The following is a 25515-nucleotide window of genomic DNA, read 5'->3' as shown; positions in this document are numbered from 1 at the left end:
CCCATGCCGAACTCAGAAGTGAAACGCGGTAGCGCCGATGGTAGTGTGGCATTCGCCATGCGAGAGTAGGACACTGCCAGGCACCCAACATTGAAAGCCCGCTCATCTGAGCGGGCTTTTTTATTGCCTGATATTCAAGCGCCGGGTTGCAATGGCCAGGTGATGCTTTCCTTCTACCCCCTCATTCGTTTATTTTTCCCCCGCTCTATTCCGGATGGCTGCGCCACCCAGCATTATGTATCCCCGTCCATTTCGCTTGTCTGAATATAAAAAGCACAGAATGTGATGCCTCTACCTTTCTTGTGATGCCCGCTCTGCTTTAATTCGTCTGCTCACGTTCGATGGGCCAAGGAATCACAATAATTTGAGGAATGGACACATGTTCAAAAGAACAGTAACGATGATGCTGGCGGCGGGAACCCTGGTATTAGGCGGTTGCGCATCCCATGGTGGTGCAGAACAGGCGGCAGACAACAGCGATTTCGGTGGCAAGTCCATCTACCTGCGTGGGGAGATGAACGACTGGATGGCAACCGATGCGAGCAAGGTGGTCAAGGTCGCCGACAAGCTTTACATGGCCAAAGGCACGCTCAAGAAAGAGTGGGCCCCCTACAAGTTCAAGTTTGCCGACTCCGGCTGGAGCTGTGGCACCAACTTCGGTTACAAGAGCCCGAGTGACGGTGTCGCCGTGCTGGGTGGGGAAGCCGTGCCGGTCAACCCCTGCTCCAAGTATGAGGACATGAAGTTCTCACCGGATGCGGATGGGGTCTACGAGTTCTATCTGAATATGGCTGGCGAGACGCCGACCGTGTACGTCAAGAAACCCTGAGTGCCTCCTGATCGCTAAATCTTTCAGGAAATGAATCAGTTAAATGCCTCGGCCCAGAAACCTGCTGGCCGGGGCATTTTTTTAGGATAGAATCGGCGCCCTCATGGCAGTAGTTGTACTATATATTGTGTTATTTTTTATAAGTGTCACTATTGGTTGTGTTTTTTGTCGCTGTCATGACGTTGATGCATTCACATAAGGTTGATTGAAAATGGCTAGATCCAACCCGGTGCAGGAGAGTGAACTCGGCTCCCGCCTCATCCCCCTGCAGGAAACGTCCCTCGAGATCTGGGACAGCAAGTATCGTCTCAAGAGCAAGGATGGGGCTCCTATAGATGGCTCCATCGACGAGACCTACCAGCGGGTTGCCCGCGCCCTGGCCGAGCAGGAGTTGGAGCCTGATGCCTGGTATGAGCCCTTCCTGTGGGCGCTGCGCAACGGTGCCATCCCGGCGGGTCGCATCACCTCCAATGCGGGAGCCTTCGAGCACAAGCCGGCGACCTCGACCATCAACTGCACCGTCTCCGGCACCATCGAGGATTCGATGGATGACATTCTCGGCAAGGTGCACGAGGCCGGCCTGACCCTGAAGGCGGGCTGCGGCATCGGTTACGATTTCTCGACCCTGCGCCCGCGCGGCGCCTTCGTCTCGGGTGCCGGTGCCTACACCTCGGGCCCGCTCTCCTTCATGGATATCTATGACAAGATGTGTTTCACCGTCTCGTCAGCCGGTGGTCGCCGTGGTGCCCAGATGGGCACCATGGATATCCGTCATCCCGATGTGATCGAATTCATCCAGGCCAAGCGCGAAGATGGCCGCTTGCGTCAGTTCAACCTCTCCCTGCTCATCACCGAGGATTTCGTCAAGGCGGTGAAGGCGGATGCTCTCTGGCAGCTTATCTTCCCCTACACGGCCAAAGAGGTGGAGCAGGACGGTATTGCGCTGGACGATCCCGAAGTGGTGTTCTGGGCCGACTGGCCCAACAAGGAAGGTGTGGTCATCAACGCGCTGGGGCAGGTCGCCTGCAAGGTCTACAAGACCCTGCCTGCCCGCAAGCTGTGGAACGTCATCATGACCTCCACCTACGACTATGCGGAGCCCGGTTTCATCCTGATCGACAAGGTCAACCAGATGAACAACAACTGGTTCTGCGAAGAGATCCGCGCCACCAATCCCTGTGGTGAACAGCCCCTGCCCCCCTACGGTGCCTGTCTGCTGGGCTCGGTCAATCTGACCCGGTTTGTGCGCGACCCCTTTACCGAGCGGGCTGCCTTCGACTGGCAGGCGTTTCGCAAGGTGGTGGCCATCTTCACCCGCATGCTGGACAACGTGGTGGAGATCAACCAGCTGCCTTTACCCAGGCAGCGCGAGGAGATCACAGCCAAGCGTCGTCACGGCATGGGCTTCCTCGGCCTCGGCTCGACCCTCACCATGCTGCAGATAAAATACGGCTCTGCTGCTTCCGTCGCCTTCACCGAGCAGGTATCTCAGGAGCTGGCCATGACCGGCTGGCAGGAGTCCCTGCGTCTGGCCAGGGAGAAGGGCTCGGCTCCCATCATGGAGCAGGAGTTCGAGGTGACCGGCAAGATGCTGCGACTGCGCCCCGAGATGGCGGCCGATGGCATCAAGCTGGGTGACAAGGTGAAGGGCAAGGTGCTGCATGCGCGCTACAGCCGCTACATGCAGCAGGTGGCCGAGGTGGATCCCGCCCTGGTGGCCGAACTGGCCGAGGTGGGTGGTCGCTTCACCCACCACAGCAGCATAGCGCCGACCGGCACCATCTCCCTGTCGTTGGCCAACAACGCCAGCAACGGTATCGAGCCGAGCTTTGCCCATCACTACAGCCGCAACGTCATCAAGCCGGGCAAGAAGAGCAAGGAGAGCGTGGATGTCTACTCGTTCGAGCTGCTCGCCTACCGTGAGCTGGTGAACGCCGGCGCTATGCCTTACTCGGAGGACGAAGCAAGCCGCCTGCCTGACTACTTCATCACGGCCGACGACATCAGTCCGGCCCAGCACGTGGACATTCAGGCCGCGGCCCAGCGCTGGATTGATTCCTCCATCTCCAAGACGGCCAACGTGCCGACCGATTTCCCGTTCGAGCAGTTCAAGGACATCTACATGTATGCCTCGGACTCGGGGCTCAAGGGCTGCACCACCTTCCGCTTCAACCCTGAGGCCTTCCAGGGCGTGCTGGTGAAGGAGAAGGATCTGGAGAACACTCAGTACGAGTTCACCCTGGAGGATGGCTCCGTCATCTCCGTCAAGGGTAACGAAGAGATCGAATACGATGGCGAGCTGCATACCGCCGCCAACCTTTATGACGCCTTGAAAGAAGGCTATTACGGTAAATTCTGAGAACAGATTATGGTCAAGAAGATCGACAAGAAAATCGTCGCCTACAAGGTGAAAACCCGGGATGAGCCGCAGGAAGATCTGGCCCCGCAGGATGACGTGGTGCACATGCACGAAACCGTGCTGCGCCCGGAGCGGCTGATGGGCACCACCTACAAGCTGAAGACGCCGGAGCATGTCTCCGAGCACTCGCTGTTCATCACCATCAACGACATCATTCTCAACGAGGGCACGGTTCACGAGACCCGCCGCCCGTTCGAGATCTTCATCAACTCCAAGAGTCTGGAACACTACCAGTGGATAGTGGCACTGACCCGCATCATCTCAGCCGTGTTCCGCAAGGGGGGGGATGTCACCTTCCTGGTGGAGGAGCTGAGATCCGTGTTCGATCCCAAGGGCGGCTATTGGAACAAGGGCAAGTATGTTCCCTCCCTTATCGCCGAAATTGGCAACGTGATCGAGACCCATCTCACCGAGATCGGCATGATCAAGCTGCCGGGGCTGGATGAGCATCAGCAGGCGTTTCTGGCGGAGAAACAGGCCGAACTGCAGGTCCGGCAGCAGGCGGAAGAACAGCAGGCCGGCCGTAGTTTCCCGGCCAGTGCGGCACTCTGCTACAAGTGCAATACCAAGGCGCTGGTGCAAAAGGATGGCTGCATGACCTGCCTCAACTGCGGTGACTCCAAGTGTGGCTGACAAGCCACCGAGCATTTGAACAAGACTGGCCACAGAGCCGGTCTTTTTTATTGCTGCTTTTCTGTTCGAACGAGCCTGCGGCTCAAGCGATTTGTTGCGTGATGGTAAAATCGAGCGTAGCGTTGGGGGTAATAAAACTGTCACGCTCGTGTGGTTTCAATGACATCTGAGATTCACACACGTGGCACCTTCAGTGCCAAGGAGGATGCTTATGGACAATACGGACCGAAAGCTGTTTATCCTGGATACCAACGTTCTGCTTCACGAACCCCTCGCCATCTACTCCTTCAAAGAGCACGACGTGCTCATCCCCATGACGGTGCTGGAAGAGCTCGACAACATCAAGGATCGCCACAAGGATGTCAGCCGCGACGCGCGGGTGGCCATTCGTGCGCTGGAAGACGTGTTCCGCGATGCAACGCCGGAGCAGATCACCCAGGGCGTACCGCTGGCGGGTGAGGCGAGCGGCAATATCTGTATCTTCAGTGACCACCATCTGCCCCAGGATGCCGAGGTGTTCACCGACAAGGAGGCGGACAACCGCATCATCAACGCGGCCCTCTATCTGCAAAAGCATGAGATGAAACGCCAGGTGGTGCTGGTCACCAAGGACATCAACATGCGCCTCAAGGCCAAAGGGGCCGGGTTGGCGCACGTCGAAGATTATCGCAGCGACCAGCTGATCGACGATATCCGTCTGCTGGCCAAAGGCTTCCAGGTGGTGCCCGGCAGCTTCTGGGAGCGGGTCGGCGAGTGTGACAGCGAAACCCATGGCCGCGATACCGTCCATGTGATCGACTCGAACTTGCTGGAGGGGGTGCACGTCAACCAGTACCTGCTCGACGAGGAGAACTTCTTCGCCGCCAGGGTATTGAGCAACGATGGCCACAAGATCCGCATCAAGGATCTGGGCCGCGAGCGGTTGATGTCGCGCAAGGCCTGGGGTGTCCATCCCAAGAACGTCTATCAGGGCATGGCGCTGGATGCCCTGCTCGATCCGCACATCGATCTGGTGATCCTGACCGGCCCGGCCGGCTGCGGCAAGACCTTGCTGGCCATGGCCGCGGCACTGGAGTTGGTGATTGAGAAGGGGATTTACGAGAAGGTGATCGTCACCCGCAATACCCCGGAAATCGCCGAGAGCATAGGCTTCCTGCCCGGCACCGAAGAAGAGAAGATGATGCCCTGGCTGGCGGCGGTGACAGATACCCTGGAGGTGCTGCACAAGCAGGACGAGAACATGAGCGGCTCGCTGAGTTACATCATGGAGAAGGCCAACATCCAGTTCAAATCGGTCAACTTCATGCGCGGGCGCAGCATCCAGAACACCTTCGTGCTGCTGGACGAGTGCCAGAACCTGACCGCGTCCCAGATCAAGACCATCATCACCCGTTGCGGTGAGGGCACCAAGATAGTCTGCTCCGGCAACCTGGCCCAGATCGACTCCAACTACCTGAGCCCTGTGACCTCGGGTCTGACCTACATAGTCGAGCGTTTCAAGGATTTCGACGGCAGTGCCAACATCTTCCTGAACGGGGTGGTGCGCAGCAAGCTCGCCTCCTTCGCCGAGGAAAATCTCTGATTTAACTGACTGTCTTCATATGAAAAAGGGGAAGCCAAGTGGCTTCCCCTTTTTTGATCCCGTCGCTGGTCATGACCCTTGCGTGTGCCCAAGGTAGCGCAGCAGGCCGGGGTGATCGCTGTTTTGCAGTATGTCGGGTTTGCCCTGCAGGGCAATGCGCCCCTCATCGACGAACAACACCTGGTCGGCGATGAGCTGGGCATCCTCCGGGTTGTGAGAGACCATCAGCACTGTGATGGCCTGCTCGCAGGCGAGGCGGGCCACCTCTGCCAGCATCTCCCGACGCAGGGCGGGATCGAGCGCCGAGAAAGGCTCATCCAGCAGCAGCAATGGCTTGCCACGCACCAGGGCACGCGCCAGCCCGACCCGTTGTTGCTGGCCGCCGGAGAGCTGCTCAGGCAGTCGCGCCAGCATGTCGCCAAGGCCGACCCGCTCTGCGGCCTGTTTCACCTGTGCCCGCTGAGCCGGGCTCAGACGCAGGCCCGGATGCAGACCGATGGCGATGTTGTCGAACACCGACAGGTGCAGGAACAGGTTGTGATCCTGAAACAGGGTGGTGACCGGCCGCTCGGCAGGCCCCAGCGGCAGCAGATCTTCCCCATCGAAGCTGAGGGTGCCGGACTCTACCGGCACGAAACCGGCGATCATGCCGAGCAGGGTGGACTTGCCAGCTCCGCTTGGCCCTATCAGCGCTGTGATCTCTCCCTTGGGCAGGGTCGCGCTGAAGCTGACTCGCCAATCGGGGTAGCTGGTGACCAGCCCATCAATGTTCAGCATTTTTTCCTCCAAGCCCGCGTTCTACCAGCCAGAACAGGGAAAAACAGAGAATGAGCAGCAGCAGGGCGGTGGCCGCTGCCTCGGTCAGCCGGTAGCTGCCGAGCTGCTGATAGAGCAGCCAGGGCAGGGTGGTGAGCTCCTGGCTGCCAAACATGGCGATGGCACCGAGATCCCCGAGCGAGAGGATCATGGAGAGCGCCATCGCCAGTGCCAGCGGGCGGCGCAGCAGGGGCCACTCCACCAGCCGCAGGCGATGCAGCCCGCGCACCCCCAGGCTGTCGGCCAGCCTATCGTATTGGCGCACCACCAGTTGCATGGGAGCTGAGAGGGTGCGCAGTACATAGGGCAATGCCATCAGGGCGTTGACCAGTACCACCAGCCAGGGCCCCAGTGCGAACACATCGGTAAAGGGCATGAACATGATGAAGAGGCCTGTGCTGAGCACGACCGCCGGTATCATCAGGATCATGGAGCCGCTGGCCTCCCACATGGCGGCGGCCCGCCGCTGGCGGGTGCGCACCTTGAGATGACGGCTGGTGAGCAGCAGACCGCTGCCGAGCAGGGTGGCAAGGGTACCCGCCGCCAGCGCGATCAGCAGCGACTGGCCGCTGGCCTGCCACAGCTGCGGCGAGGCCAGCGCCGTCAGCAGGCCGGGATTGAAACCGGCCACCAAGATCGCCAGCTGCGGGGGCAGGAAGACGGCGAGCCCGGTGCAGAGCGCCACTGTATCTACCAGGCCTGTCCCCGGCTGATGGCGATCCGGTCGCAGACAGGGGCGATGGCTGCTGATCCGGCTGGCCGGCGTGGTCTGCAGCTTGTGTTGCAACAGGAGCAGGGTGGCGGTCAGGATCAGCTGTACCAGCGCCAGGCCGCCGGCGGTGGCGAGGTCGAAGTCAAAGCGTAGCGCCTGGTAGACGGCCACCTCCAGCGTGGTGGACCTGGGGCCACCTCCCAGCGCCAGAACAGTGGTGAAGCTGGTGAAGCAGAGCATGAAGATGAGGCTGGCAAGCCCCGGCAAGATACCGCGAATGAGCGGCCACTCCAGCAGCCGGAAGATGTGGGAAGAGCGCATGCCCAGCTGACTGGCGAGACGCCAGCTCGATTCCGGTATGCTCTCTATGCTCTGCAGCATGAGGCGCGCCGCCAGCGGCATGTTGAAGAAAACGTGGGCCAGCAGTATGCCGAACAGGCCGTACAGGTAGTTGCCGGGATCCAGCCCCAAGCCGCGCAGCAACTGCGACAGCCAGCCCTGTTTGCCGTGCACCGCCACTATGCCGAAGATGGCGATGATGACCGGCAGCACCAGCGAGAGGCCAAACAGCTTGAGCAGCAGGCGTCGACCGATGAAGCGGCGCCGCGCCAGCGCTCTTGCCACCGGAATGGCGAGCCCCAGGCTCAGCAGGGTGGAGAGCAGCGCCTGCCCCAGGCTGAAGCCCAGCACATGGCGCAGGTAAGGGTCCGCCAGCAGGGTGCGGGGGGCCAGCGAACCGGCCTGCCACAGCAGGGCGACGAGCGGCCCCAGGGATAACAGCAGGATCAACAGGGTGGCTGCGCTACCCGGCAGCCACCAGAGGGGACGAATCTTGGTGCTCACTGGGTGACGGCTTGCAGCCACTCGCGGATCCAGTTCTTGCGATTGGCGGCCACCTCATCGCTGGTGAAACTCAGCGGCTTGCTGACTGTGATCATCTGCTCGAAGCCCTTGGGCAGCAGCGCATCTGTTACCGGATACATCCAGTTGCCGGCAGGGATCTCCTGCTGGAAGGCGGGGCTTATCATGAACTGCAGAAACTGGTCGGCCAGCTTGCCCTGTTTGGCGCTTTTCAGCTTGGCAGCCACTTCCACCTGACGGTAGTGACCTTCCTCGAAGGCGGCGGCCTGATACTGGGGCTTGTTCTCGGCGATCAGGTGATAGGCGGGGGAGCTGGTGTAGGAGAGCACCATGTCCGCTTCCCCATCGAGGAACATGCCATAGGCTTCGGACCAGCCCTTGGTGACAGTGACCGTCTTCTTGGCAAGCTCTGCCCAGGCTGCCGGCGCCTCATCCCCGTAGACCGACTTCATCCACAGCATCAGCCCCTGACCCGGCGTAGAGGTGCGCGGATCCTGATAGATCACCTTGAGATCCGGGCGTTCTACCAGCTCTTTCAGGCTCTTGGGGGGCGCTTTGAGTTTGTCCTTGTTGTAGACGAAGGCGAAGTAGCCGTAGTCATAGGGGACGAAGGTGTCATCCTGCCAGCCGCCCGGCACCTTGATGCCATCCAGTCTGGTGGTGTGCGGGGCGAACAGGCCGCTCTGCTTGGCTTCGCTGATCAGCGCATCATCCAGCCCCAGCACCAGATCGGCCTTGCTGTGCTTGCCTTCCAGCCGCAGCCGGTTGAGGATGGCGACGCCATCTTCCAGCGCCACAAGGTTGAGGTTGCAACCGCACTCTTTCTCGAACGCCTGCTTGATCTTGGGACCGGGTCCCCACTCGGCGGTGAAGGAGCTGTAGGTATAGACGGTGAGGGTGTCGGCCGCGAAGGCCTGGGTACTGAGCAGGCTGGTGGCAACCAGCAGCAGGGTTTTCATCAAGTGGCACTCCCTGTTAATGATGAGGTGCCAGCGGATGAGGGCGCAAAAAATGAGCGCCATGCCTCAAATTCCTCCGCCAGCATTATCTGGATCAGGTACACGGGTATAATCTCAGCGGTAAACCGCACCCCGTTTGAGAAACGAACCGCATTGTATTAACGTTCTTGGGGGGAGGCCAGCACAATTGTTCCTGCGGGCCACCGAGATGGCGTCAGCACAACAGAGGATGTTCGCGTGATCACCAGTACCAAGGAAAGACGCGCCTTCCAGCGCATGATAATCAACGCCCCCGTCACCGTCGTCCAGCAACAGCAGGTGCTGGAGGGGATCTGTCGGGATCTCAGCGCCAATGGCATGGGGATCGCCGTCGCCGAGCATCGGCTCGATGTGAGTCAGCCCATCCGGGTGAGCCTGGCCACCAACAACAACCTGCTGCCGCCGTTCGAGGCCCAGGCCCGCATCATTCGGGTGCTGGAAGAGGAAGAGGGCCTGCTGCTGGCCATCGAGTTTCAATCCCAGGCCTGACCGGCCCGTCATGCTCTTCGTCATGCATCGACCAGCCCCGTGCTGGTCGATTTCATTCTGGCGTATTTCCCCTTGTTTTCATGACGGCCCCAACGGGCGGTATTATTTGTCCGCGCGAACCGGCTGAACGCTCAACTGCTTGCTATCAACCAGCGTCTGGCTGGTCGATGCGATCCTGCCCATGGCAAACTGACCCGGGCCGGTCGGCTCCATCAGCAGGTAGGTTTCGCCCTCCCAGCTCAGAGTCGCCTCACCCGGCTTGGCCGGCAGTGCCACCCCCAGCAGGGCATGCCCCGGCACGAACACCATGGCCTGTTTCAGCTCGGGAAAGAGCTGGGCCAGCATGGCCGCCATCAGGGTCACCTTGCTGTCGCAATCCCCCCGGTTCTGCTCCAGCACCTGACGCGGGCTGAGGAAGCCCTTGCCTGAGCGCCCCGACTGGCTGTCGAGCAGCTGATAGGGGATGGCTTGGATGAAGCCGAGCATATGGGCCGCCGTCTTCTGACGGGCCTCCGTCTCTGTGGTGCCCGTCTGTTTGAGTTGATCGGCCAGCGGGGCCAGCTCGGTCCGGCTCTCCAGCGCAATGCGCACATGATCCTGCTTGATGGCAGGCACGCCATCGGGCGGGGTGAAGGGCTGGAAGTAGTGCTGCTTGAGCCACTCGGATTCCAGTTTGTCCCGTTGCTGGGTGAGCCAGCCCATGGCCTTGTTGACCTGGTCGGGCTGGCGTCCCTTGATCTTGAGCTCCATGTCGGGACGGGAGAGGGCGATCTGCACGGCGGGGAATTCGGTGGCGGCCTGTTGCAACAGGCTCTGCAACACCTCCTCCTGCATTCGCGCGGGTCTATAGGCGATAAGCGGCGGCAACTTGCCCGGCTCCAGCCGGTAGGTGAGCTGCTGCGCCTTGCCATCCTTGTCCTGCCAGCCGACGTTGAGCTGACCGCCGTGGCTGTTGAAATAGGTCTGCCCGGCGCTGGCCGGAAGCGTGAACCACAGGCAGCAGAGCAGGAGGATGCCGCTCGTTCTCTTCATCAAGGTTTTCTCTCTGTGGCGCCGTGATGGCCAGCCATGCATGGTGGGTGGCGTGGCCGGACAATAAAACAGGGAGCCAAGGCTCCCTGTTGATTCTACTCGTTTTATTGCCGCTGGCGTGTCAAATCCAGCTCGGTTCTCTTGCACAGTCTCGAAGGTGCCAAGGGCGGCCTTGAGCTTGGGAGGAGCCCGCTCAGATCCAGCTCGGTTGCTTGGCTTCGAAGGCGCTGATGGCCGCTTCGTGCTGCAGGGTCAGGCCGATGGCGTCCAGCCCGTTGAGCAGGCAGTAGCGGCGAAACTCGTCGATCTCGAACCCGAAGCTGAGCTCACCGGCACGCACCTGGTTCGCCTCCAGATCCACCTCGATCTGCAGGCCTGGGTGGGCGGCAACCAGCTGGAACAGCGCCTCCACCTCTTCCTCTTTCAGGCGCACCGGCACCAGACCGTTGTTGATGGCGTTGCCATAGAAGATGTCGGCGAAGCTCGGGGCGAGAATGGTCTTGAAGCCGTAATCCGCCAGCGCCCAGGGGGCGTGCTCGCGGCTCGAGCCGCAGCCGAAGTTTTCCCGGGCCAGCAGGATGCTGGCACCGGCATAGCGCGGCTGGTTCAGCACAAACTCGGGGTTGGGCTGCTGGCCGGCATCGTCCAGGAAGCGCCAATCGTGGAACAGGTGCTTGCCAAAGCCGATGCGGTTCACCTTCTGCAAAAACTGCTTGGGAATGATGGCATCGGTGTCGACGTTGGCGCTGTCGAGGGGGACGACGATCCCTTTATGCTGTTTGAATCCTGTCATCGCTATCTCCTCTTACAGTGCGCGAATGTCGGCGAAGCGGCCGGTGATGGCGGCGGCGGCGGCCATGGCCGGGCTCACCAGATGGGTGCGGCCGGCACGGCCCTGGCGCCCTTCGAAGTTGCGGTTGCTGGTGGAGGCGCAGCGCTCCCCCGGTTGCAGCCGGTCGTTGTTCATGGCCAGACACATGGAGCAACCCGGCAGACGCCACTCGAAGCCCGCCTCGAGGAAGATCTTGTCCAGTCCCTCGGCCTCGGCCTGGGCCTTGACCTGCTCTGAGCCCGGCACTACCAGCGCCTGTACCCCGGTGGCCACTTTCCGACCACGGGCGATGGCGGCGGCGGCGCGCAAGTCCTCGATGCGGCTGTTGGTGCAGGAACCGATGAACACCTTGTCGATGGCGACATCGGTGAGCTTCTGGCCCGGCTGCAAGTCCATGTAGGCCAGCGCCTTGCGGGCGGACTGCTGCTCCATCGGATCGGCGAAGGATTCCGGTGCAGGTATGGGTTCATTGACGGCGATCACCTGCCCAGGGTTGGTGCCCCAGGTCACCTGCGGCGCTATGTCGGCGGCGTCGAGCACCACTTCGGCATCGAAGCGGGCGCCTTCGTCGCTCTTGAGGCTCTGCCAGTAGGCGATGGCCTGTTCCAGTGACTCGCCCTTGGGGGCGAACTCCTTGCCACGGATATAGTCGATGGTGATCTGGTCGGGGGCTATCATGCCCGCCTTGGCACCCAGCTCTATGGCCATGTTGCACACCGTCATGCGCCCTTCCATGGAGAGGCCCGCAATGGCCTCGCCAGCGAACTCCACCACGTAACCGGTACCACCGGCGTGGCCGACCTTGCCTATGATGGCCAGCACCACGTCCTTGGCGCTGATGCCCTCCGCCAGCTTTCCGTTGACGCTGATGCGCATTGTCTTGGCGCGGCCCTGTTTCAGGGTCTGGGTCGCCATCACGTGTTCCACTTCGGAGGTGCCGATTCCGAAGGCCAGCGAGCCGAAGGCGCCGTGGGTGGCGGTGTGGGAGTCGCCGCAGACTATGGTGGTGCCGGGCAGTGTGATGCCGAGCTCGGGGCCCATCACGTGGACTATGCCTTGGTATTTGTGGTTCAGATCGTAGAGCCGGACGCCGAATTCTTTGCAGTTGTCGGCGAGCGTCTCCATCTGGATGCGGGCCATCTCGCCGGAGGCGGCTATGTCCTTGGTGGTGGTGGAGACGTTGTGATCCATGGTGGCCCAGGTCAGATCCGGGCGACGCAGCGGGCGCTTCATGGCGCGCAGGCCGTCGAATGCCTGCGGGCTGGTCACTTCGTGCACCAGGTGACGATCGATGTAGATGAGCGGCGTTTCGCCTGCCACTTCACGCACCACATGGGCGTCGAATACTTTCTGATAGAGGGTCTTGGCCATTGCTTCTCTCTTCCTTGTTATCTGTTGTGCGGCTCAGATCCGGGCGGCGATCTGGCTGCCCATCTCGGACGTGCTCTGCACCGGATGCTGTGCACTCGCCTGATGCAGGTCGGCGGTGAAGTAACCCTCTGCCAGGGTCTGGGCCACGGCCTGCTCTATGGCCTGGGCGGCGGCTTCCTGTCCCAGGCTGTAGCGCAGCATCAGGGCGGCGGAGAGGATCTGGGCTATGGGGTTGGCAATGCCCTTGCCTGCGATGTCCGGCGCCGAGCCACCGGCCGGCTCGAACAGGCCGAAGCCCGCTTCGTTCAGGCTGGCGGAGGGGAGCAGCCCCATGGAGCCGGTGATCATGGCGCACTCGTCGGAGAGGATGTCGCCGAACAGGTTGGAGCAGAGCAGCACGTCGAACTGGGACGGATCCTTGATGAGCTGCATGGTGGCGTTGTCTATGTACATGTGGTTGAGGGCCACGTCCGGGTAGGACTTGGCGACTTGCGTCACCACCTCGCGCCACAGGATGGAGGAGGCGAGCACGTTGGCCTTGTCGATGGAGGTGACTTTGCTACGGCGCACCCGGGCCGATTCGAATGCAATCTTGGCGATGCGCTCTATCTCGAAGCGGTGATAGACCTCGGTATCGAACGCCTTCTCGTTGGCGCCCTCGCCCTCACGCCCCTTGGGCTGGCCGAAGTAGATGCCACCGGTCAGCTCGCGCACGCAGGCGATGTCAAAGCCGCGATCCGAGATGTCGGCGCGCAGCGGGGAGAATTGCTCCAGACCTGTGTAGATGCGGGCCGGACGCAGGTTGCAGAACAGCTTGAAGTGGGCACGCAGGGGCAGCAGGGCGCCGCGTTCCGGCTGATCGTTCGGTGGCAGGTGCTCCCACTTGGGGCCGCCCACCGAGCCGAACAGCACGGCATCGGCCGCCTCACAACCTGCAATGGTGCTCTGGGGTAGCGGGGTGCCGTGGTTGTCGATGGCGATGCCGCCCACGTCATGGTGCTCGTAGTCGAGGGCGAAGCCGAATTTGGCCTGCACCTTTTCCAGCACCTTGACGGCCTCGGCCATCACTTCCGGGCCAATGCCGTCACCCGGCAATACTGCGATCCGATAACTGCTCATACTCACACGCTCTCCGTATTGATCTTGTCTGTTTTTGCGACGTTGCGTTCCATCTGTTCGGCCACCTGATCGGCGCGCCAGATGCTGTTGATCACGTGGATCAACGCCTGGGCGGAAGACTCTATGATGTCGGTGGCCAGGCCCATGCCATGGAATTTGCGGCCCTTGTACTGTGCGACTATGTCGACCTGGCCGAGGGCGTTCTTGCCTTCCCCCTTGCCCTTGAGTTCATACTTGTCGATGCTGATTTCGTAGCCGGTGATGCGGTTGATGCACTGGTAGACCGCATCCACAGGGCCGTTGCCGGTGGCGGCTTCGCTGACGATCTCCTGGCCCACCTTCAATTTCACCGAGGCGGTGGCCATCACCGAGCTGCCGCTCTGCACGCCGAGGTACTCCAGCTTGAAGTGCTCCGGCTCTTCGTGGATCTGGCTGAAGAAGGCGAGCGCCTCCAGATCGTAATCGAACACCTGCCCCTTCTTGTCGGCCAGGGTGAGGAACTTGCCGTAGAGATCGTCGAGGTCGTAACTGCTCTCGGCGTAGCCCATGGACTCCATCCGGTGCTTGATGACATGGCGGCCGGAGCGGGAAGTCATGTTGAGGTTGTTCTGGGTGAGGCCGATGCTCTCCGGGGTGATGATTTCATAGGTGTTTTTCGCCTTGAGCACGCCATCCTGATGGATGCCGGAGCTGTGGGAGAAGGCGTTGGCCCCGACGATGGCCTTGTTGGGTTGCACCGGCATGTTGCAGAGCTGGCTGACCAGGGCGCTGGTGCGATGAATTTCGCTGTGGCGAATGTTGGTGTGCACCCCGAGCAGGTCGGCGCGGGTTTTCAGGATCATCGCCACCTCTTCCAGCGAGCAGTTGCCGGCCCGCTCGCCGATGCCGTTGATGGTGCACTCGATCTGGCGGGCCCCCATCTGCACGGCGCCGATGGAGTTGGCTACCGAGAGGCCGAGATCGTCGTGACAATGCACCGAGATGATGGCCTGATCTATGTTCGGCACCCGGTTGAACAGGGTCTGGATGATGCCGGAGAACTCGGTCGGCACCGTGTAGCCCACGGTATCCGGGATATTGATGGTGCGGGCGCCCGCCTTGATGGCGGCCTCAACCATGCGGCACAGGTTGTCTATCGGGGTGCGCCCCGCATCCTCGCAGGAGAACTCCACATCGTCTGTGTAGCGGCGGGCATGCTTGATGGCGCTGATGCCCATCTCCAGCACATCCTCGAAGCTCTTCTTGAGCTTGCTCTCGACGTGGATGGAGGAGGTGGAGATGAAGGTGTGGATGCGAAAGGCCTCTGCGACCCGCAGGGCTTCGCCGGCGGCGTCGATATCCTTGGGCAGGGCGCGGGCCAGGGCGCAGACCCGGCTGTTCTTGATGTGGCGGGCTATGGTCTGCACCGATTGAAAATCACCGGGGGAGGAGACCGGGAATCCCACCTCCATGATGTCGACACCGAGCCGCTCCAGCGCCTGGGCTATCTGCAGCTTCTCCTTGACTGTCAAACTGGCCGCCAGGGCCTGCTCACCATCACGCAAGGTGGTGTCGAATATGATGACCCTATCTGACATGTGACTTCCCTCTTCCTAAGTTCGGTGACGTGCATCCTGCGGCGGCATAAAAAAACCCGTGCAGGGTGCACGGGTTTTTGTAAATTCCGGCTATGCCTGAGCCCGGCTACAAGGATCCCGCGCGACTGGTCGCGATTAGGGAGAGTAGTAGTAGCGGAGCGGCAATAGGCATGATGACTCAATCCTTCCAGTCGATAACGCTTTTACCAATATCGAGATTTTTATGCTGTGTCAACCCGAACTCACAGGTTCAATCCGCTGGTTTATTTAATCGGATTGTAAAGGAGTGCAAATTTACTTGTCCCATATTCGGCCCTTGCCCGATTATCTGGTCATTCCTGCTGTACTCGATCACCTGCGCAATCAGATCGACTTATCAGTTTTTGCTGAATTATCTGAGGTATTCAATGGAAAAACGTAGACCTGGTCGTCCGGTCGGGCGTTCTGACATTCGTGACAAGTTGCTTTCCGCTGCTCGTGAGCGTTTTCTCAATACGCCCTACAGCAAGGTCACTACCCGCGAGATCGCCGAGCTGGCTGGCTCCAATCTGGCGATGATCCATTACTACTTCGGCAGTAAAGAGGGCCTCTACAAGGCGGTGCTGGGCGATGTCGCCGAGCCGCTGGACCAGGCCTGGCATGATGAGACCGGCAATCGCAGCCTCAATGATCTGCTCAACACCTACTATCAGGTGATGGCTCCCAACAGCGAACTGACCTCCGCCATCTCCAGCGCATTATCGACCGAGAAGAGCCCGGGTCGGGATTTTGTGCTGAATCGTCTGCTGGAGCGCCAACTGCCCCAGTTCGATGCCTTGCTGGAGTCCATGAAGAACAACGGTGAACTGGGTGACAACCTGGATCCCGAGATGCTGAAGATCTCCTTCCTCAGCATGATGTGGCAACCATTCGTGATGAAGGATCTCTACGAGCAGGTGTTTGGCCTGACAGTGGATGAGCACTTCATGGCCCGTCTGGCGGATCACAACTGCCGGCTGATGGAGAGTGGCCTGCGCGGCACCCTGAACTGATCATTTGCCGCGCTTGTCGTAAAAAAAGGGCCATTCGGCCCTTTTTTTCATCAATCTGTTATCTGACCGTCAACCAAGTGTCACCTCGCCGCCCTAGTCTGCACTGAGACTTCAGGGAAGGAGGGGTTATGAACAAGATCCAGCAATGGGACCTGCAGGTGTGCCGCATCTGCCTGCTCCACGCCTACAACCGGCCGCAGGCCAGGATCAGCCGACTCATCTCCCGTACCGGTGACGGCCCGCTCTACGCCGTGCTGGCTGCCCTGCTCTGGTGGCAGGGGGAGGCGGAGCGTGAGCTGGTGGGGGTGGCCCTGCTTGCCTTTGCCATCGAACTGCCGCTCTATCTGCTGCTCAAGAACGCGCTGAAACGCCAGCGTCCGGCAGGCCTGCCGGTCTTCATCACCCCTTCCGATCGTTATAGCTTGCCCTCCGGCCATACCGCAGCCGCCTTCCTGATGGCAACCGTGCTGGCCGCCAGCTTCCCGCTCTGGGCGCCCCTGCTGTTTGCCTGGGCCGCACTGGTGGGGGCGTCACGCCTGCTGCTCGGGGTGCACTACCTGAGCGATCTGGTGGCCGGGGCCCTGCTCGGCGGTGGCTGTGCCCTGCTGGCGCTCAGCTGGAGTCAGGGATGAGGATACTGTTCGGGGTACAAGGCACAGGCAACGGTCACATCAGCCGCAGTCGCACCCTGGCGCGGGCGCTGCGCGCCCGTGGGCTTGAGGTCGATTACCTGTTCAGCGGTCGCCCCGCCGACGGCTATTTCGAGATGGCCGAGTTCGGCGATTATCGCACCTTTGCCGGCATCACCTTCGTCAGCCACGAGGGTGCCATCTCGGGCTGGCGTACCCTCAAGGGGCTCTCGCCCCTGCGCTTCTGGCGGGACATGCGGGCCTTGGATTGTCGCGATTACGATCTGGTGATCAGCGATTTTGAGCCACTCAGTGCCCATGCCGCCCGTCGCTGGGGCAAGCCCAGCCTCACCATCAGCCATCAGGCCAGCTTCGACTGGCCGATCCCGCGCTGGGGCGAGAGTGGCTTCAATCGCCAGCTGATGCGCCACTTCGCCCCGGTCCGCCAGTCCCTCGGACTGCACTGGTTTCACTTCGGCCAGCCGCTGCTGCCGCCCATCATAGATCCCATAGCCCAGGCCCCCGACAATCAGCAGATCCTGGTCTATCTGCCGTTTGAGCAGACCGAAGCCATCGCAGCCCTGTTGTCGCGCTTCAATCAGCAGCGCTTCGTCTGCTTTCACCCGGCCATTCGCAGTGCCAGCCAGTGGCGCAACATAGCGTTCGAGCCGCAGGCGCGGGAAAGCTTCAAGCAGGTGCTGGCCGGCTGTCGCGGCGTCATCACCAACGGTGGTTTCGAACTGGCCTCGGAGGCGCTGACGCTCGGCAAGAAGCTGCTGGTCAAGCCGCTGGGGGGACAGTTCGAGCAGCTGACAAACGCCAAGACGCTGGAGTTGATGGGGCTGGCCCGGCTGATGGATGCGCTCGATGCCAATGCGGTGCGGGCCTGGCTGGATGCCTCGGCCCCGGGCCAGATCCTCTATCCCGATGTGGCGGGTGAACTGGCGGGCTGGCTGGCGGACGGGGCAAAGGAGAGCGTGGCGGATCTCTCGCGCCGGCTGTGGGCTCGCACCCTGTTTCCGGAAGAGGTGTGTGATCGCTTGAGCGAGCTGGAAGGAGGATGCCCGTTGAGCAGCAGTTGGTTATCGCAAGTGAGCGCCTTTGACTAGACTGAAAGCGATCCCACCAAGGAGAGGACGGACACCATGCGCTTTACCAATGAAAACGGCGACACCATGACCCTGGCAGACAATCTCACCCTGCATGAATTGCTGGACATGGGGGTCAGCATCTCTGTCTGCGAAGAGACGGACCCGGATCAACAGATCTGGCTGGCAGAGCCGGAAGACGAACAGTAAGTCTGTGCTCTGCTCGACGGCCCATCCCAAGGGGTGGGCTATTTTTTTCCAGATTGCTTCGTTGTGACAGCATGATCCGCTAGCCAGTCCCCCATCTTCCCAGCATTGTTCCCACCCGTTTCACCAAGTCACTGAATGTTAATAGCTGTTTGAAATTTATGACTGTTATGGTCAGACAAAGCCGTGGACAAGCGTTCACAAGCGGGTTAAGTTGGTTTTTCACCCGCTTTGCGGGTGAATGATGGAAAAAACCTATTTTTCTACTATCGACGGCACCGAACTCGCCTGGCCCGTATTCAGACAACAACAAAACACGGACCGGCGCTGCCGGGAAGCTGCGGACTGTCGATAGCTTTCGCTTAACGGAGCAAAGCCTGGAGGGCTTTATCATGGAGATGTTATCAGGCGCCCAGATGGTGGTTAGAGCGCTGGAAGATCAGGGAGTTGAGCACGTTTTCGGCTACCCTGGTGGCTCAGTGCTCGACATCTATGACGCTCTCTTTGAAAACGGCAAGATGGAGCATGTCCTGGTGCGGCACGAGCAAGCCGCGGTGCACATGGCGGACGGTTACGCCCGCTCCACCGGCAAGGTGGGCACAGTGCTGGTGACCTCGGGTCCCGGCGCCACCAACTGCATCACGGGGATCGCGACCGCCTACATGGACTCCATCCCCCTGGTGATCCTGTCCGGCCAGGTGCCGACCAGCATGATCGGGGAAGATGCGTTCCAGGAGACCGACATGATCGGCATCTCCCGTCCTGTGGTGAAGCACAGCTTCCTGTGCAAGAAGGCGAGCGAGATCCCCGAGGCCATCAAGAAGGCCTACTACATAGCCGCCAGTGGCCGCCCGGGGCCCGTGGTGGTGGATCTGCCCAAAGACGTGCAGAACCCGAAAGAGAAATTTCCCTACCAGTATCCCGAGACCGTCTCACTGCGCTCCTACAATCCGACCAAGGCCGGACACAAGGGCCAGATCAAGCGGGCCGCCAAGTTGCTGGTGGAGGCACAGCGCCCCGTCATGTACGTGGGCGGCGGCGCCATCAATGCCAATGCGGATCATCTGGTGACCAAGCTGGCGGAGCTCTTGAACCTGCCGGTGACCACTACCTTGATGGGGCTGGGGGCCTTCTCCGGCACTCATCCGCAATTCATCGGCATGCTGGGGATGCACGGCACCTTCGAAGCGAACAAGACAATGCACAACGCGGATCTCATCTTCGCCGTGGGTGCCCGCTTCGATGACCGCGTGACCAACAACGTGGCCAAGTTCTGTCCCAACGCCACCATAGTTCACATCGACATAGACCCCACCTCCATCTCCAAGACGGTGCAGGCCCATGTGCCCATCGTCGGCTCGGTGGAAACCGTGCTGGAGCAGATGCTGGAAGTGATCCGCGAGTGCGGCTTCGACAACGACAAGCAGGCGCTGGCGGACTGGTGGAGCCAGATCGCCCAGTGGCGCTCCCGCAACTGTCTGGCGTATGAAACCCATCCCACCCTGATCAAGCCGCAGCAGGTCATTGAGGCGCTTTACAAGGTGACCAAGGGGGAGGCCTTCGTCGCCTCCGACGTGGGTCAGCACCAGATGTTTGCCGCGCTCTACTATCCGTTCGCCAAGCCGCGCCAGTGGATCAACTCCGGTGGCCTCGGCACCATGGGCTTCGGCATTCCGGCCGCCATGGGCGCCCAGTTTGCCAACCCGGATGCCGTGGTCTGCTGCGTCACCGGTGACGGCTCAGTGCAGATGAACATCCAGGAACTCTCCACCTGTTTGCAGTACGGTGTGCCCATCAAGATCATCTCCATCAACAACCGCGCCCTTGGCATGGTCAAGCAGTGGCAGAAGATGTTCTACGGCGGCCGTCACAGCCACTCCTACATGGAATCCCTGCCGGACTTCGTCAAGCTGGCGGAGGCCTATGGCCACGTCGGCATAGCGGTGAGCGATCCGGCCGAGCTCGAGAGCGCCATGGAGAGGGCCTTCGCCATGAAGGATCGGCTGGTGTTCATGGATATCTCGGTCGATCCGGATGAGCATGTCTACCCGATGCAGATCAAGTTTGGCGCCATGGACGAGATGTGGCTGAGCAAGACGGAGAGGACCTGACGATGGAACATATTATTTCGGTCGTACTGGTGGATCACGCCGTCGATGAGATGTGGCTGAGCAAGGTGGGGGAAATCTGATGAGACATATCATTTCAGTACTGCTGGAAAACGAGTCCGGCGCCCTGAGTCGCGTGGTAGGTCTCTTCTCCCAGCGCGGCTACAACATCGAGACCCTGACGGTGGCACCGACCGAGGATCCCACTCTGTCCCGCATGACAATCGTCACCATGGGCGACGAGCGAGTGCTGGAGCAGATCCAGAAGCAGTTGCACAAGCTGGTGGACGTGCTCAAGGTGTGCGATCTCAGCGAGGGTGAGCATATCGAGCGGGAGATAGCGCTGATCAAGGCGCGTGCCGCCGGTGGCGCTCGCGACGAGCTGAAACGGCTGGCGGACATCTTCCGTGGCCAGATCGTCGACGTGACTCCGGAGCAGTACACGGTACAGCTGGTGGGCACCAGCGAGAAGCTGGATGCCTTCATCAAGACTGCGGCCCAGACCAACGAGATCATCGAGGTGGTGCGCTCGGGGGTTTGTGGCATCTCCCGGGCCGACAAGGCACTGCGCCCCTGATTGTTTCGCCGATGAGGCTGTTATTCCAAAAGGGCTCTGCGGAGCCCTTTTTCATGGGCGCAAGGTGAGCAAGGGGGAAGTGCGAGTCTGTCATTTTCTTTCAAATGATCAGTAAACTATCCACAAAAGCTGTGGAAAACTCTGTAGATTAGCGGTGTGTCTAGCGTTAGTTAGCTGATCTTAAAGGGGTATTTGGATCTGATCTCTGCTGGGGTGCAATTGTGCAATCCACTCTGGCGGGTGTGAGTGTTTGCTTATCCTCTCTCCCTTGCCAGGCAGGCGCTGGCGATGAGGGTTGGGATCCGGTCAGGATCCTGATTTGATCTTGCGGATCAACATGTCGCCCGTCCGCCATAAAAAAACCCGCCTCTCGGCGGGTTTTTCACAGGGTCGGCTGAAGGTCGATTACTCGGCCTGAGCTGCCTGGATACCGGTCAGGGCTATGGTGTAGACGATGTCGTCAACCAGGGCGCCACGAGACAGGTCGTTGACCGGCTTGCGCATGCCTTGCAGCATGGGGCCGATGGAGACCAGGTCAGCGGAGCGCTGTACCGCCTTGTAGGTGGTGTTGCCGGTGTTCAGGTCCGGGAACACGAACACTGTGGCCTTGCCGGCAACCGGTGAGTTCGGTGCCTTGGACTTGGCCACGTTCTCCATGATGGCCGCATCGTACTGCAGCGGGCCGTCGATGATGAGGTCGGGGCGCTTGGCCTTGGCCAGCTCGGTCGCTTCACGTACTTTCTCTACATCGGCACCGGCGCCAGAGGTACCGGTGGAGTAGGAGATCATGGCGACGCGCGGCTCTATGCCGAAAGCGGCAGCGGAGTCGGCGGACTGGATGGCGATCTCGGCCAGCTGTTCGGCAGTGGGATCCGGGTTGATCGCGCAGTCGCCGTACACCAGCACCTGATCAGGCAGCAGCATAAAGAAGATGGAGGAGATCAACGAGGAGCCCGGGGCTGTCTTGATGATCTGCATCGGCGGACGTATGGTGTTGGCGGTGGTGTGTACCGCGCCAGAGACCAGACCGTCCACTTCGCCACGCTCCAGCATCATGGTGCCCAGCACCACGTTGTCTTCCAGCTGTTCGCGGGCAACCACTTCGGTCATGCCCTTGTTCTTGCGCAGCTCGACCAGACGCGGCACATAGCGCTCACGCACTTCCAGCGGATCTATGATCTCGACACGGTCGGTCAACACCACGCCCTGCTGCTCGGCGACGCGACGGATCTCTTCCGGGTTGCCCAGCAGTACCGGACGGGCGATGCCACGCTCGGCACAGATGGCGGCAGCCTTGATGGTCCGCGGCTCTTCGCCTTCCGGCAGCACGACGCGCTTGTTGGCCTGACGGGCCAGCTCGGTCAGCTGATAACGGAATGCCGGCGGGCTCAGACGACGGGAACGGGTGGACTTGGCTGAGAGAGACTCGATCCAGTGCTTGTCGATGTGGCCAGCCACATAGTCCTGCACCAGTTCGATACGCTCGCGGTCATCTTCCGGAATGTCGACGTTGAAGTTCTGCAGGCTGACGGCGGTCTGCCAGGTGTTGGTGCCTGTGATCATGATCGGCAGGCCGGTGGCCATGGCCTGTTGGCACAGGGCCAGCACTTGCGGTTCCGGATGGTAGTTGCCGGTCAGCAGCAGGGCGCCCAGCTTGACGCCGTTCATGGCGGACAGGCAGGCGGAGACGATGACGTCGGAACGGTCGCCGGAGGTGACCAGCAGGCTGCCCGGACGGAAGTGCTCAACCATGTTGTGGATGGAACGGGCACAGAAGGTCACGGTCTGCAGGCGACGGCTGTCCAGCTCACCCTTGTGCAGGATCTTGGCGGCCAGATGCTTGGCGAGATCCTTGGCGCGCGGGGCGATCAGCTGGGTATTCCAGGGGATGCAACCCAGGATGCGCAGCGGGCTCTTGCCGAACACCTGCAGCACTTCCAGATTGTGAGCCGCTTCAGAGGTGTGGTGGTGCGCCTCGAACATCTCGGTCAGGTCGGGGCGGGTCACGCCGTGCTCGTCAACCGGAGCGCCAACCTTGTTGATGACACAACCCACGATACGGGGGTTGCTGACGCCACCGAAGTTGGAGCAGGCCAGTTCGATGCGCTCTTTCAGCTTCTGGCTGGAGTCGTTGCCTGGGTGGGTCACGAACACCATGTCGGCATCCAGCGCCTTGGCGACGTCGTAGTTCAGCTTGTTGGCAAACGGCTGCTTGTCGGTCGGGACCATGCCTTCGATGACCAGCACCTCGGCACCGCTCGCCTTCACGTGCTCTTCGAAGCGGGCCACTATCTCTTCCAGCAGGATATCTGTGTTGCTGGAGGTGATCATGTTCTCGGCGTAGGAGAGGGCGAACGGCTCGGGCGGGTTGATGTTGGCAGCGGCGCGGATCACGGCGGTGGAGCGCTCGGTACCGGTTTCACCCGGACGCGGCTGGGCGACCGGTTTGAAGAAGCTGACATTGACACCGTGACGTTCCATGGCGCGGACAACGCCAAGACTCACGGAAGTTACGCCGACACCAGTGCCGACCGGGATAAGCATAATAGTGCGTGCCACTTAATACCCCTTGCTCATTTTTTGGGATCAGGAAAAGGCCGCCCTGGGGCGGCCTTGCTCTACAGCGAAATTATGCGCCGACCAGTTCCAGCGCATCGTGGGCAATGACCCACTCCTCGTTGGTCGGGATAACCAGGGCCTTGGTGGAACCAGCCTTGGTGATCTCGCCACCCTTGCCAAAACGAGCCTTCAGGTTGGCGTCGTGATCGACGTCAAAGCCCAGCAGACCCAGCTTGTTCAGGGTGATTTCACGGATCGGGGCGGAGTTTTCACCGATACCACCGGTGAAGACCACGGCATCCAGACGACCGTCCATGGCGGCGGCGTAGGCGCCGATATACTTGGCCAGGCGATAGCAGTAAACGTCCATGGCACGCTTGGCTTCTTCTTTGCTGTCGTAGTTGTCTTCAACGAAACGGCAGTCGGAAGTGACTTCGGTCAGACCCTGCAGACCGGACTCTTTGGTCAGCATGGTGTTGATATCCGCCACGCTCATGCCCAGTTTGTCGTGCAGGAAGAAGATGATGGCCGGGTCCAGATCGCCGGAGCGGGTACCCATGACCAGGCCTTCCAGCGGGGTCAGACCCATGGAGGTATCAACGGATTTGCCGTTCTTGATGGCACAGACGGAACCGCCGTTGCCTAGGTGGCAGTTGATTATGTTCAGCTCTTCCACCGGCTTGTCCAGCTGCTTGGCTGCTTCCAGGCTGATGTAGTAATGGCTGGTGCCGTGCGCGCCGTAGCGACGGATGCCGTTCTCTTTGTAGAGCTTGTACGGCAGGGCGTACAGGAAGGCTTCTTCCGGCATGGTCTGGTGGAAGGCGGTGTCGAACACGGCCACGTTCTTGTCGGCCAGGGCCGGGAAGATACGACGGGCTTCACGGATACCGATCAGGTGAGCCGGGTTGTGCAGCGGTGCGTACGGTACGGCGGCTTCGATGCCGGCGATCACGTCATCACAGATCACGACGGAGGAGGTGAAGCGCTCACCACCGTGCACAACACGGTGACCGATGGCGATCAGATTCTTGGACAGTTCCGGATTGAGCGGCAGGATCTTGTTGACGATGTAGTCCAGCGCTTCCTGGTGAGCGGCACCTGCGCCCAGATCGGCACTGCCTTTCTCGCCATTCAGTTTCCACTTGATGCGGGCGTCGTCGAGGTTGAAACACTCGGCCAGGCCGGACAACAGGTCATCACCGGTGGTTGCGTCAATGACAGCAAACTTCAGGGACGAGCTGCCACAGTTAAGTACAAGAACCAGCTTACTCATGAATAAATCCTATCGCAGATTGGGTTGTGTAGGAGGATGCGTTGGACGCGTTGCGTCCAAAAACTTTCAACTTATCCTTATGAGGGTTGGCAATCTGTTGCTTGCCCCTTGTATAGTGATACAAGACCCGAAATCCAGACGTCCCTGACAGCGCAACGGCAGGCCGTTGGCGCAAAAATTGGGCGTACAAAGGATAACCCGATTGTTGAAAAATAACAAAGTCATCCTCAACCTTTGTTATTGCACATCAAATATAGTCGAGGTTTTGCCGTTAATACGTTCAAAAAAAGCTCGGAGGTAGCATGAGCATGAACATTTTTGGAACTAAATTACAGCAAGGCCGTCATTATATGACCCTTTGGCCCCGCCGTCCCGAGCTTAATTCCATGTTTCCCGAGAACCGGGTGATCAAGGCCACCGAATTCGCCCTCAAGATCATCCCGGCGCTGGCGGTGCTCAGCGTCATGCTGCAGTTCCAGCTTGGTGAGCTGCACTACTGGCCTTCGGTCATGGCCTCTGTGCTGTTTCTGCTCAGCTTGCCGCTGCAAGGTTACTACTGGCTCGGTCAGCGCGCCGATACCCGCCTGCCTCCTTCCCTTGCCAGCTGGTATCGCGAGATCAACGGCAAGATGAACGAGCAGGGCGGACATCGCCAACTGGTGGCCCAGCCCCGTTACGAAGAGCTGGCCGATACCCTCAATGCCGCCTTCAAGCAGCTGGACAAATCCTTTCTCTACGAATAGACGAACAAGGTTTTCCAATCAAACAAAGGC

General features: G+C 60.5%; 22 protein-coding genes, 1 rRNA gene and 1 riboswitch. Of the genes, 13 read left to right on the top strand and 10 right to left on the bottom strand.

Annotated elements, in window-relative coordinates:
* From rrf to AACQ95_RS22570, 5 genes are all read left to right on the top strand, one after another.
* Positions 1 to 82: ribosomal RNA gene (rrf, locus tag AACQ95_RS22650) — 5S ribosomal RNA — on the top strand; the annotation flags it as partial.
* A 297-nt stretch (positions 83 to 379) separates the two neighbouring features.
* Positions 380 to 829, top strand: coding sequence for a pullulanase (locus AACQ95_RS22585; RefSeq protein WP_043141731.1), 450 nt, complete (start codon positions 380 to 382; stop codon positions 827 to 829).
* A 211-nt stretch (positions 830 to 1040) separates the two neighbouring features.
* Positions 1041 to 3188: an adenosylcobalamin-dependent ribonucleoside-diphosphate reductase gene (locus AACQ95_RS22580; protein ID WP_241280066.1), complete on the top strand. Its 2148-nt coding sequence runs from the start codon at positions 1041 to 1043 to the stop codon at positions 3186 to 3188.
* A 9-nt stretch (positions 3189 to 3197) separates the two neighbouring features.
* Positions 3198 to 3881, top strand: a complete 684-nt coding sequence (locus tag AACQ95_RS22575; RefSeq protein ID WP_241280064.1) for a TSCPD domain-containing protein — start codon at positions 3198 to 3200, stop codon at positions 3879 to 3881.
* Positions 3882 to 4092: 211 nt separating this feature from the next.
* Positions 4093 to 5463, top strand: coding sequence for a PhoH family protein (locus AACQ95_RS22570; RefSeq protein WP_043556002.1), 1371 nt, complete (start codon positions 4093 to 4095; stop codon positions 5461 to 5463).
* Between the two features lie 69 nt (positions 5464 to 5532).
* On the opposite strand, the gene thiQ is transcribed toward AACQ95_RS22570, so the two are convergent.
* Genes thiQ through thiB form a run of 3 tightly spaced genes read right to left on the bottom strand, consistent with a single transcriptional unit; the run spans position 5533 to position 8811 of the window.
* The gene (gene thiQ / locus AACQ95_RS22565; protein WP_043141739.1) at positions 5533 to 6240 is read right to left on the bottom strand and encodes a thiamine ABC transporter ATP-binding protein; all 708 of its coding nucleotides are present in this window, start codon (positions 6238 to 6240) and stop codon (positions 5533 to 5535) included.
* Complete coding sequence (gene thiP, locus AACQ95_RS22560; RefSeq protein WP_241280062.1) at positions 6227 to 7834, bottom strand: thiamine/thiamine pyrophosphate ABC transporter permease; 1608 nt, start codon at positions 7832 to 7834, stop codon at positions 6227 to 6229. The genes thiQ and thiP overlap by 14 nt, the downstream gene beginning before the upstream one ends.
* Positions 7831 to 8811 (bottom strand): thiamine ABC transporter substrate binding subunit, encoded by a 981-nt coding sequence (gene thiB / locus AACQ95_RS22555; RefSeq protein ID WP_241280060.1) that lies wholly within the window; start codon positions 8809 to 8811, stop codon positions 7831 to 7833. The genes thiP and thiB overlap by 4 nt, the downstream gene beginning before the upstream one ends.
* 54 nt (positions 8812 to 8865) lie before the next feature.
* Positions 8866 to 8956, bottom strand: a riboswitch (TPP riboswitch).
* Positions 8957 to 9048: 92 nt separating this feature from the next.
* Here thiB and AACQ95_RS22550 point away from each other — a divergent pair.
* Positions 9049 to 9339 carry a PilZ domain-containing protein gene (locus AACQ95_RS22550; protein ID WP_043141746.1) on the top strand — a complete coding sequence of 97 codons (291 nt, stop codon included), beginning with the start codon at positions 9049 to 9051 and terminating at the stop codon, positions 9337 to 9339.
* Positions 9340 to 9441: 102 nt separating this feature from the next.
* Here AACQ95_RS22550 and AACQ95_RS22545 read toward each other — a convergent pair whose 3' ends face one another.
* The 5 genes from AACQ95_RS22545 to leuA form a co-directional block, all read right to left on the bottom strand.
* Complete coding sequence (locus tag AACQ95_RS22545; protein ID WP_241280059.1) at positions 9442 to 10371, bottom strand: transglutaminase-like domain-containing protein; 930 nt, start codon at positions 10369 to 10371, stop codon at positions 9442 to 9444.
* 193 nt (positions 10372 to 10564) lie between these two features.
* On the bottom strand, positions 10565 to 11164 hold the full coding sequence (gene leuD / locus AACQ95_RS22540; protein ID WP_241280057.1) for a 3-isopropylmalate dehydratase small subunit: 600 nt from the start codon (positions 11162 to 11164) through the stop codon (positions 10565 to 10567).
* Positions 11165 to 11176: 12 nt separating this feature from the next.
* Positions 11177 to 12574 (bottom strand): 3-isopropylmalate dehydratase large subunit, encoded by a 1398-nt coding sequence (gene leuC, locus AACQ95_RS22535; RefSeq protein ID WP_241280055.1) that lies wholly within the window; start codon positions 12572 to 12574, stop codon positions 11177 to 11179.
* A gap of 33 nt (positions 12575 to 12607) precedes the next feature.
* On the bottom strand, positions 12608 to 13693 hold the full coding sequence (gene leuB / locus AACQ95_RS22530; protein ID WP_241280072.1) for a 3-isopropylmalate dehydrogenase: 1086 nt from the start codon (positions 13691 to 13693) through the stop codon (positions 12608 to 12610).
* Positions 13694 to 13695: 2 nt separating this feature from the next.
* Positions 13696 to 15270 carry a 2-isopropylmalate synthase gene (gene leuA / locus AACQ95_RS22525; protein WP_241280053.1) on the bottom strand — a complete coding sequence of 525 codons (1575 nt, stop codon included), beginning with the start codon at positions 15268 to 15270 and terminating at the stop codon, positions 13696 to 13698.
* Positions 15271 to 15677: 407 nt separating this feature from the next.
* On the opposite strand from leuA, the gene AACQ95_RS22520 reads away from it, so the two are divergent.
* From AACQ95_RS22520 to ilvN, 6 genes are all read left to right on the top strand, one after another.
* Positions 15678 to 16301: a TetR/AcrR family transcriptional regulator gene (locus AACQ95_RS22520; protein ID WP_042865668.1), complete on the top strand. Its 624-nt coding sequence runs from the start codon at positions 15678 to 15680 to the stop codon at positions 16299 to 16301.
* Between the two features lie 128 nt (positions 16302 to 16429).
* Complete coding sequence (locus AACQ95_RS22515) at positions 16430 to 16933, top strand: phosphatase PAP2 family protein (protein ID WP_043125038.1); 504 nt, start codon at positions 16430 to 16432, stop codon at positions 16931 to 16933.
* Positions 16930 to 18039 (top strand): MJ1255/VC2487 family glycosyltransferase, encoded by a 1110-nt coding sequence (locus AACQ95_RS22510; protein ID WP_241280051.1) that lies wholly within the window; start codon positions 16930 to 16932, stop codon positions 18037 to 18039. The genes AACQ95_RS22515 and AACQ95_RS22510 overlap by 4 nt, the downstream gene beginning before the upstream one ends.
* A 36-nt stretch (positions 18040 to 18075) precedes the next feature.
* Positions 18076 to 18228 carry a hypothetical protein gene (locus AACQ95_RS22505; RefSeq protein ID WP_010673158.1) on the top strand — a complete coding sequence of 51 codons (153 nt, stop codon included), beginning with the start codon at positions 18076 to 18078 and terminating at the stop codon, positions 18226 to 18228.
* Positions 18229 to 18617: 389 nt separating this feature from the next.
* Positions 18618 to 20336 carry an acetolactate synthase 3 large subunit gene (locus AACQ95_RS22500; protein ID WP_043141768.1) on the top strand — a complete coding sequence of 573 codons (1719 nt, stop codon included), beginning with the start codon at positions 18618 to 18620 and terminating at the stop codon, positions 20334 to 20336.
* A 79-nt stretch (positions 20337 to 20415) separates the two neighbouring features.
* Positions 20416 to 20910: an acetolactate synthase small subunit gene (gene ilvN, locus AACQ95_RS22495; RefSeq protein ID WP_040097800.1), complete on the top strand. Its 495-nt coding sequence runs from the start codon at positions 20416 to 20418 to the stop codon at positions 20908 to 20910.
* 405 nt (positions 20911 to 21315) lie between these two features.
* On the opposite strand, the gene pta is transcribed toward ilvN, so the two are convergent.
* Positions 21316 to 23469: a phosphate acetyltransferase gene (gene pta / locus AACQ95_RS22490; RefSeq protein WP_043141774.1), complete on the bottom strand. Its 2154-nt coding sequence runs from the start codon at positions 23467 to 23469 to the stop codon at positions 21316 to 21318.
* Positions 23470 to 23539: 70 nt separating this feature from the next.
* Entirely contained in the window at positions 23540 to 24742 is a 1203-nt protein-coding gene (locus AACQ95_RS22485) for an acetate kinase (protein WP_043556015.1), read from the bottom strand.
* Positions 24743 to 25044: 302 nt separating this feature from the next.
* Between AACQ95_RS22485 and yfbV the strand changes: the two genes are divergently transcribed.
* Positions 25045 to 25485, top strand: a complete 441-nt coding sequence (gene yfbV / locus AACQ95_RS22480) for a terminus macrodomain insulation protein YfbV (protein WP_042865674.1) — start codon at positions 25045 to 25047, stop codon at positions 25483 to 25485.
* Positions 25486 to 25515: the final 30 nt, after the last annotated feature.

The sequence above is a fragment of the Aeromonas sp. MR19 genome, assembly GCF_963899305.1.
GTDB classification, from domain to species: Bacteria; Pseudomonadota; Gammaproteobacteria; order Enterobacterales; family Aeromonadaceae; genus Aeromonas; species Aeromonas bestiarum.
The sequence above is the reverse complement of the archived record's forward strand: the minus strand, read 5'-3'. Positions and strand labels throughout refer to the sequence as shown.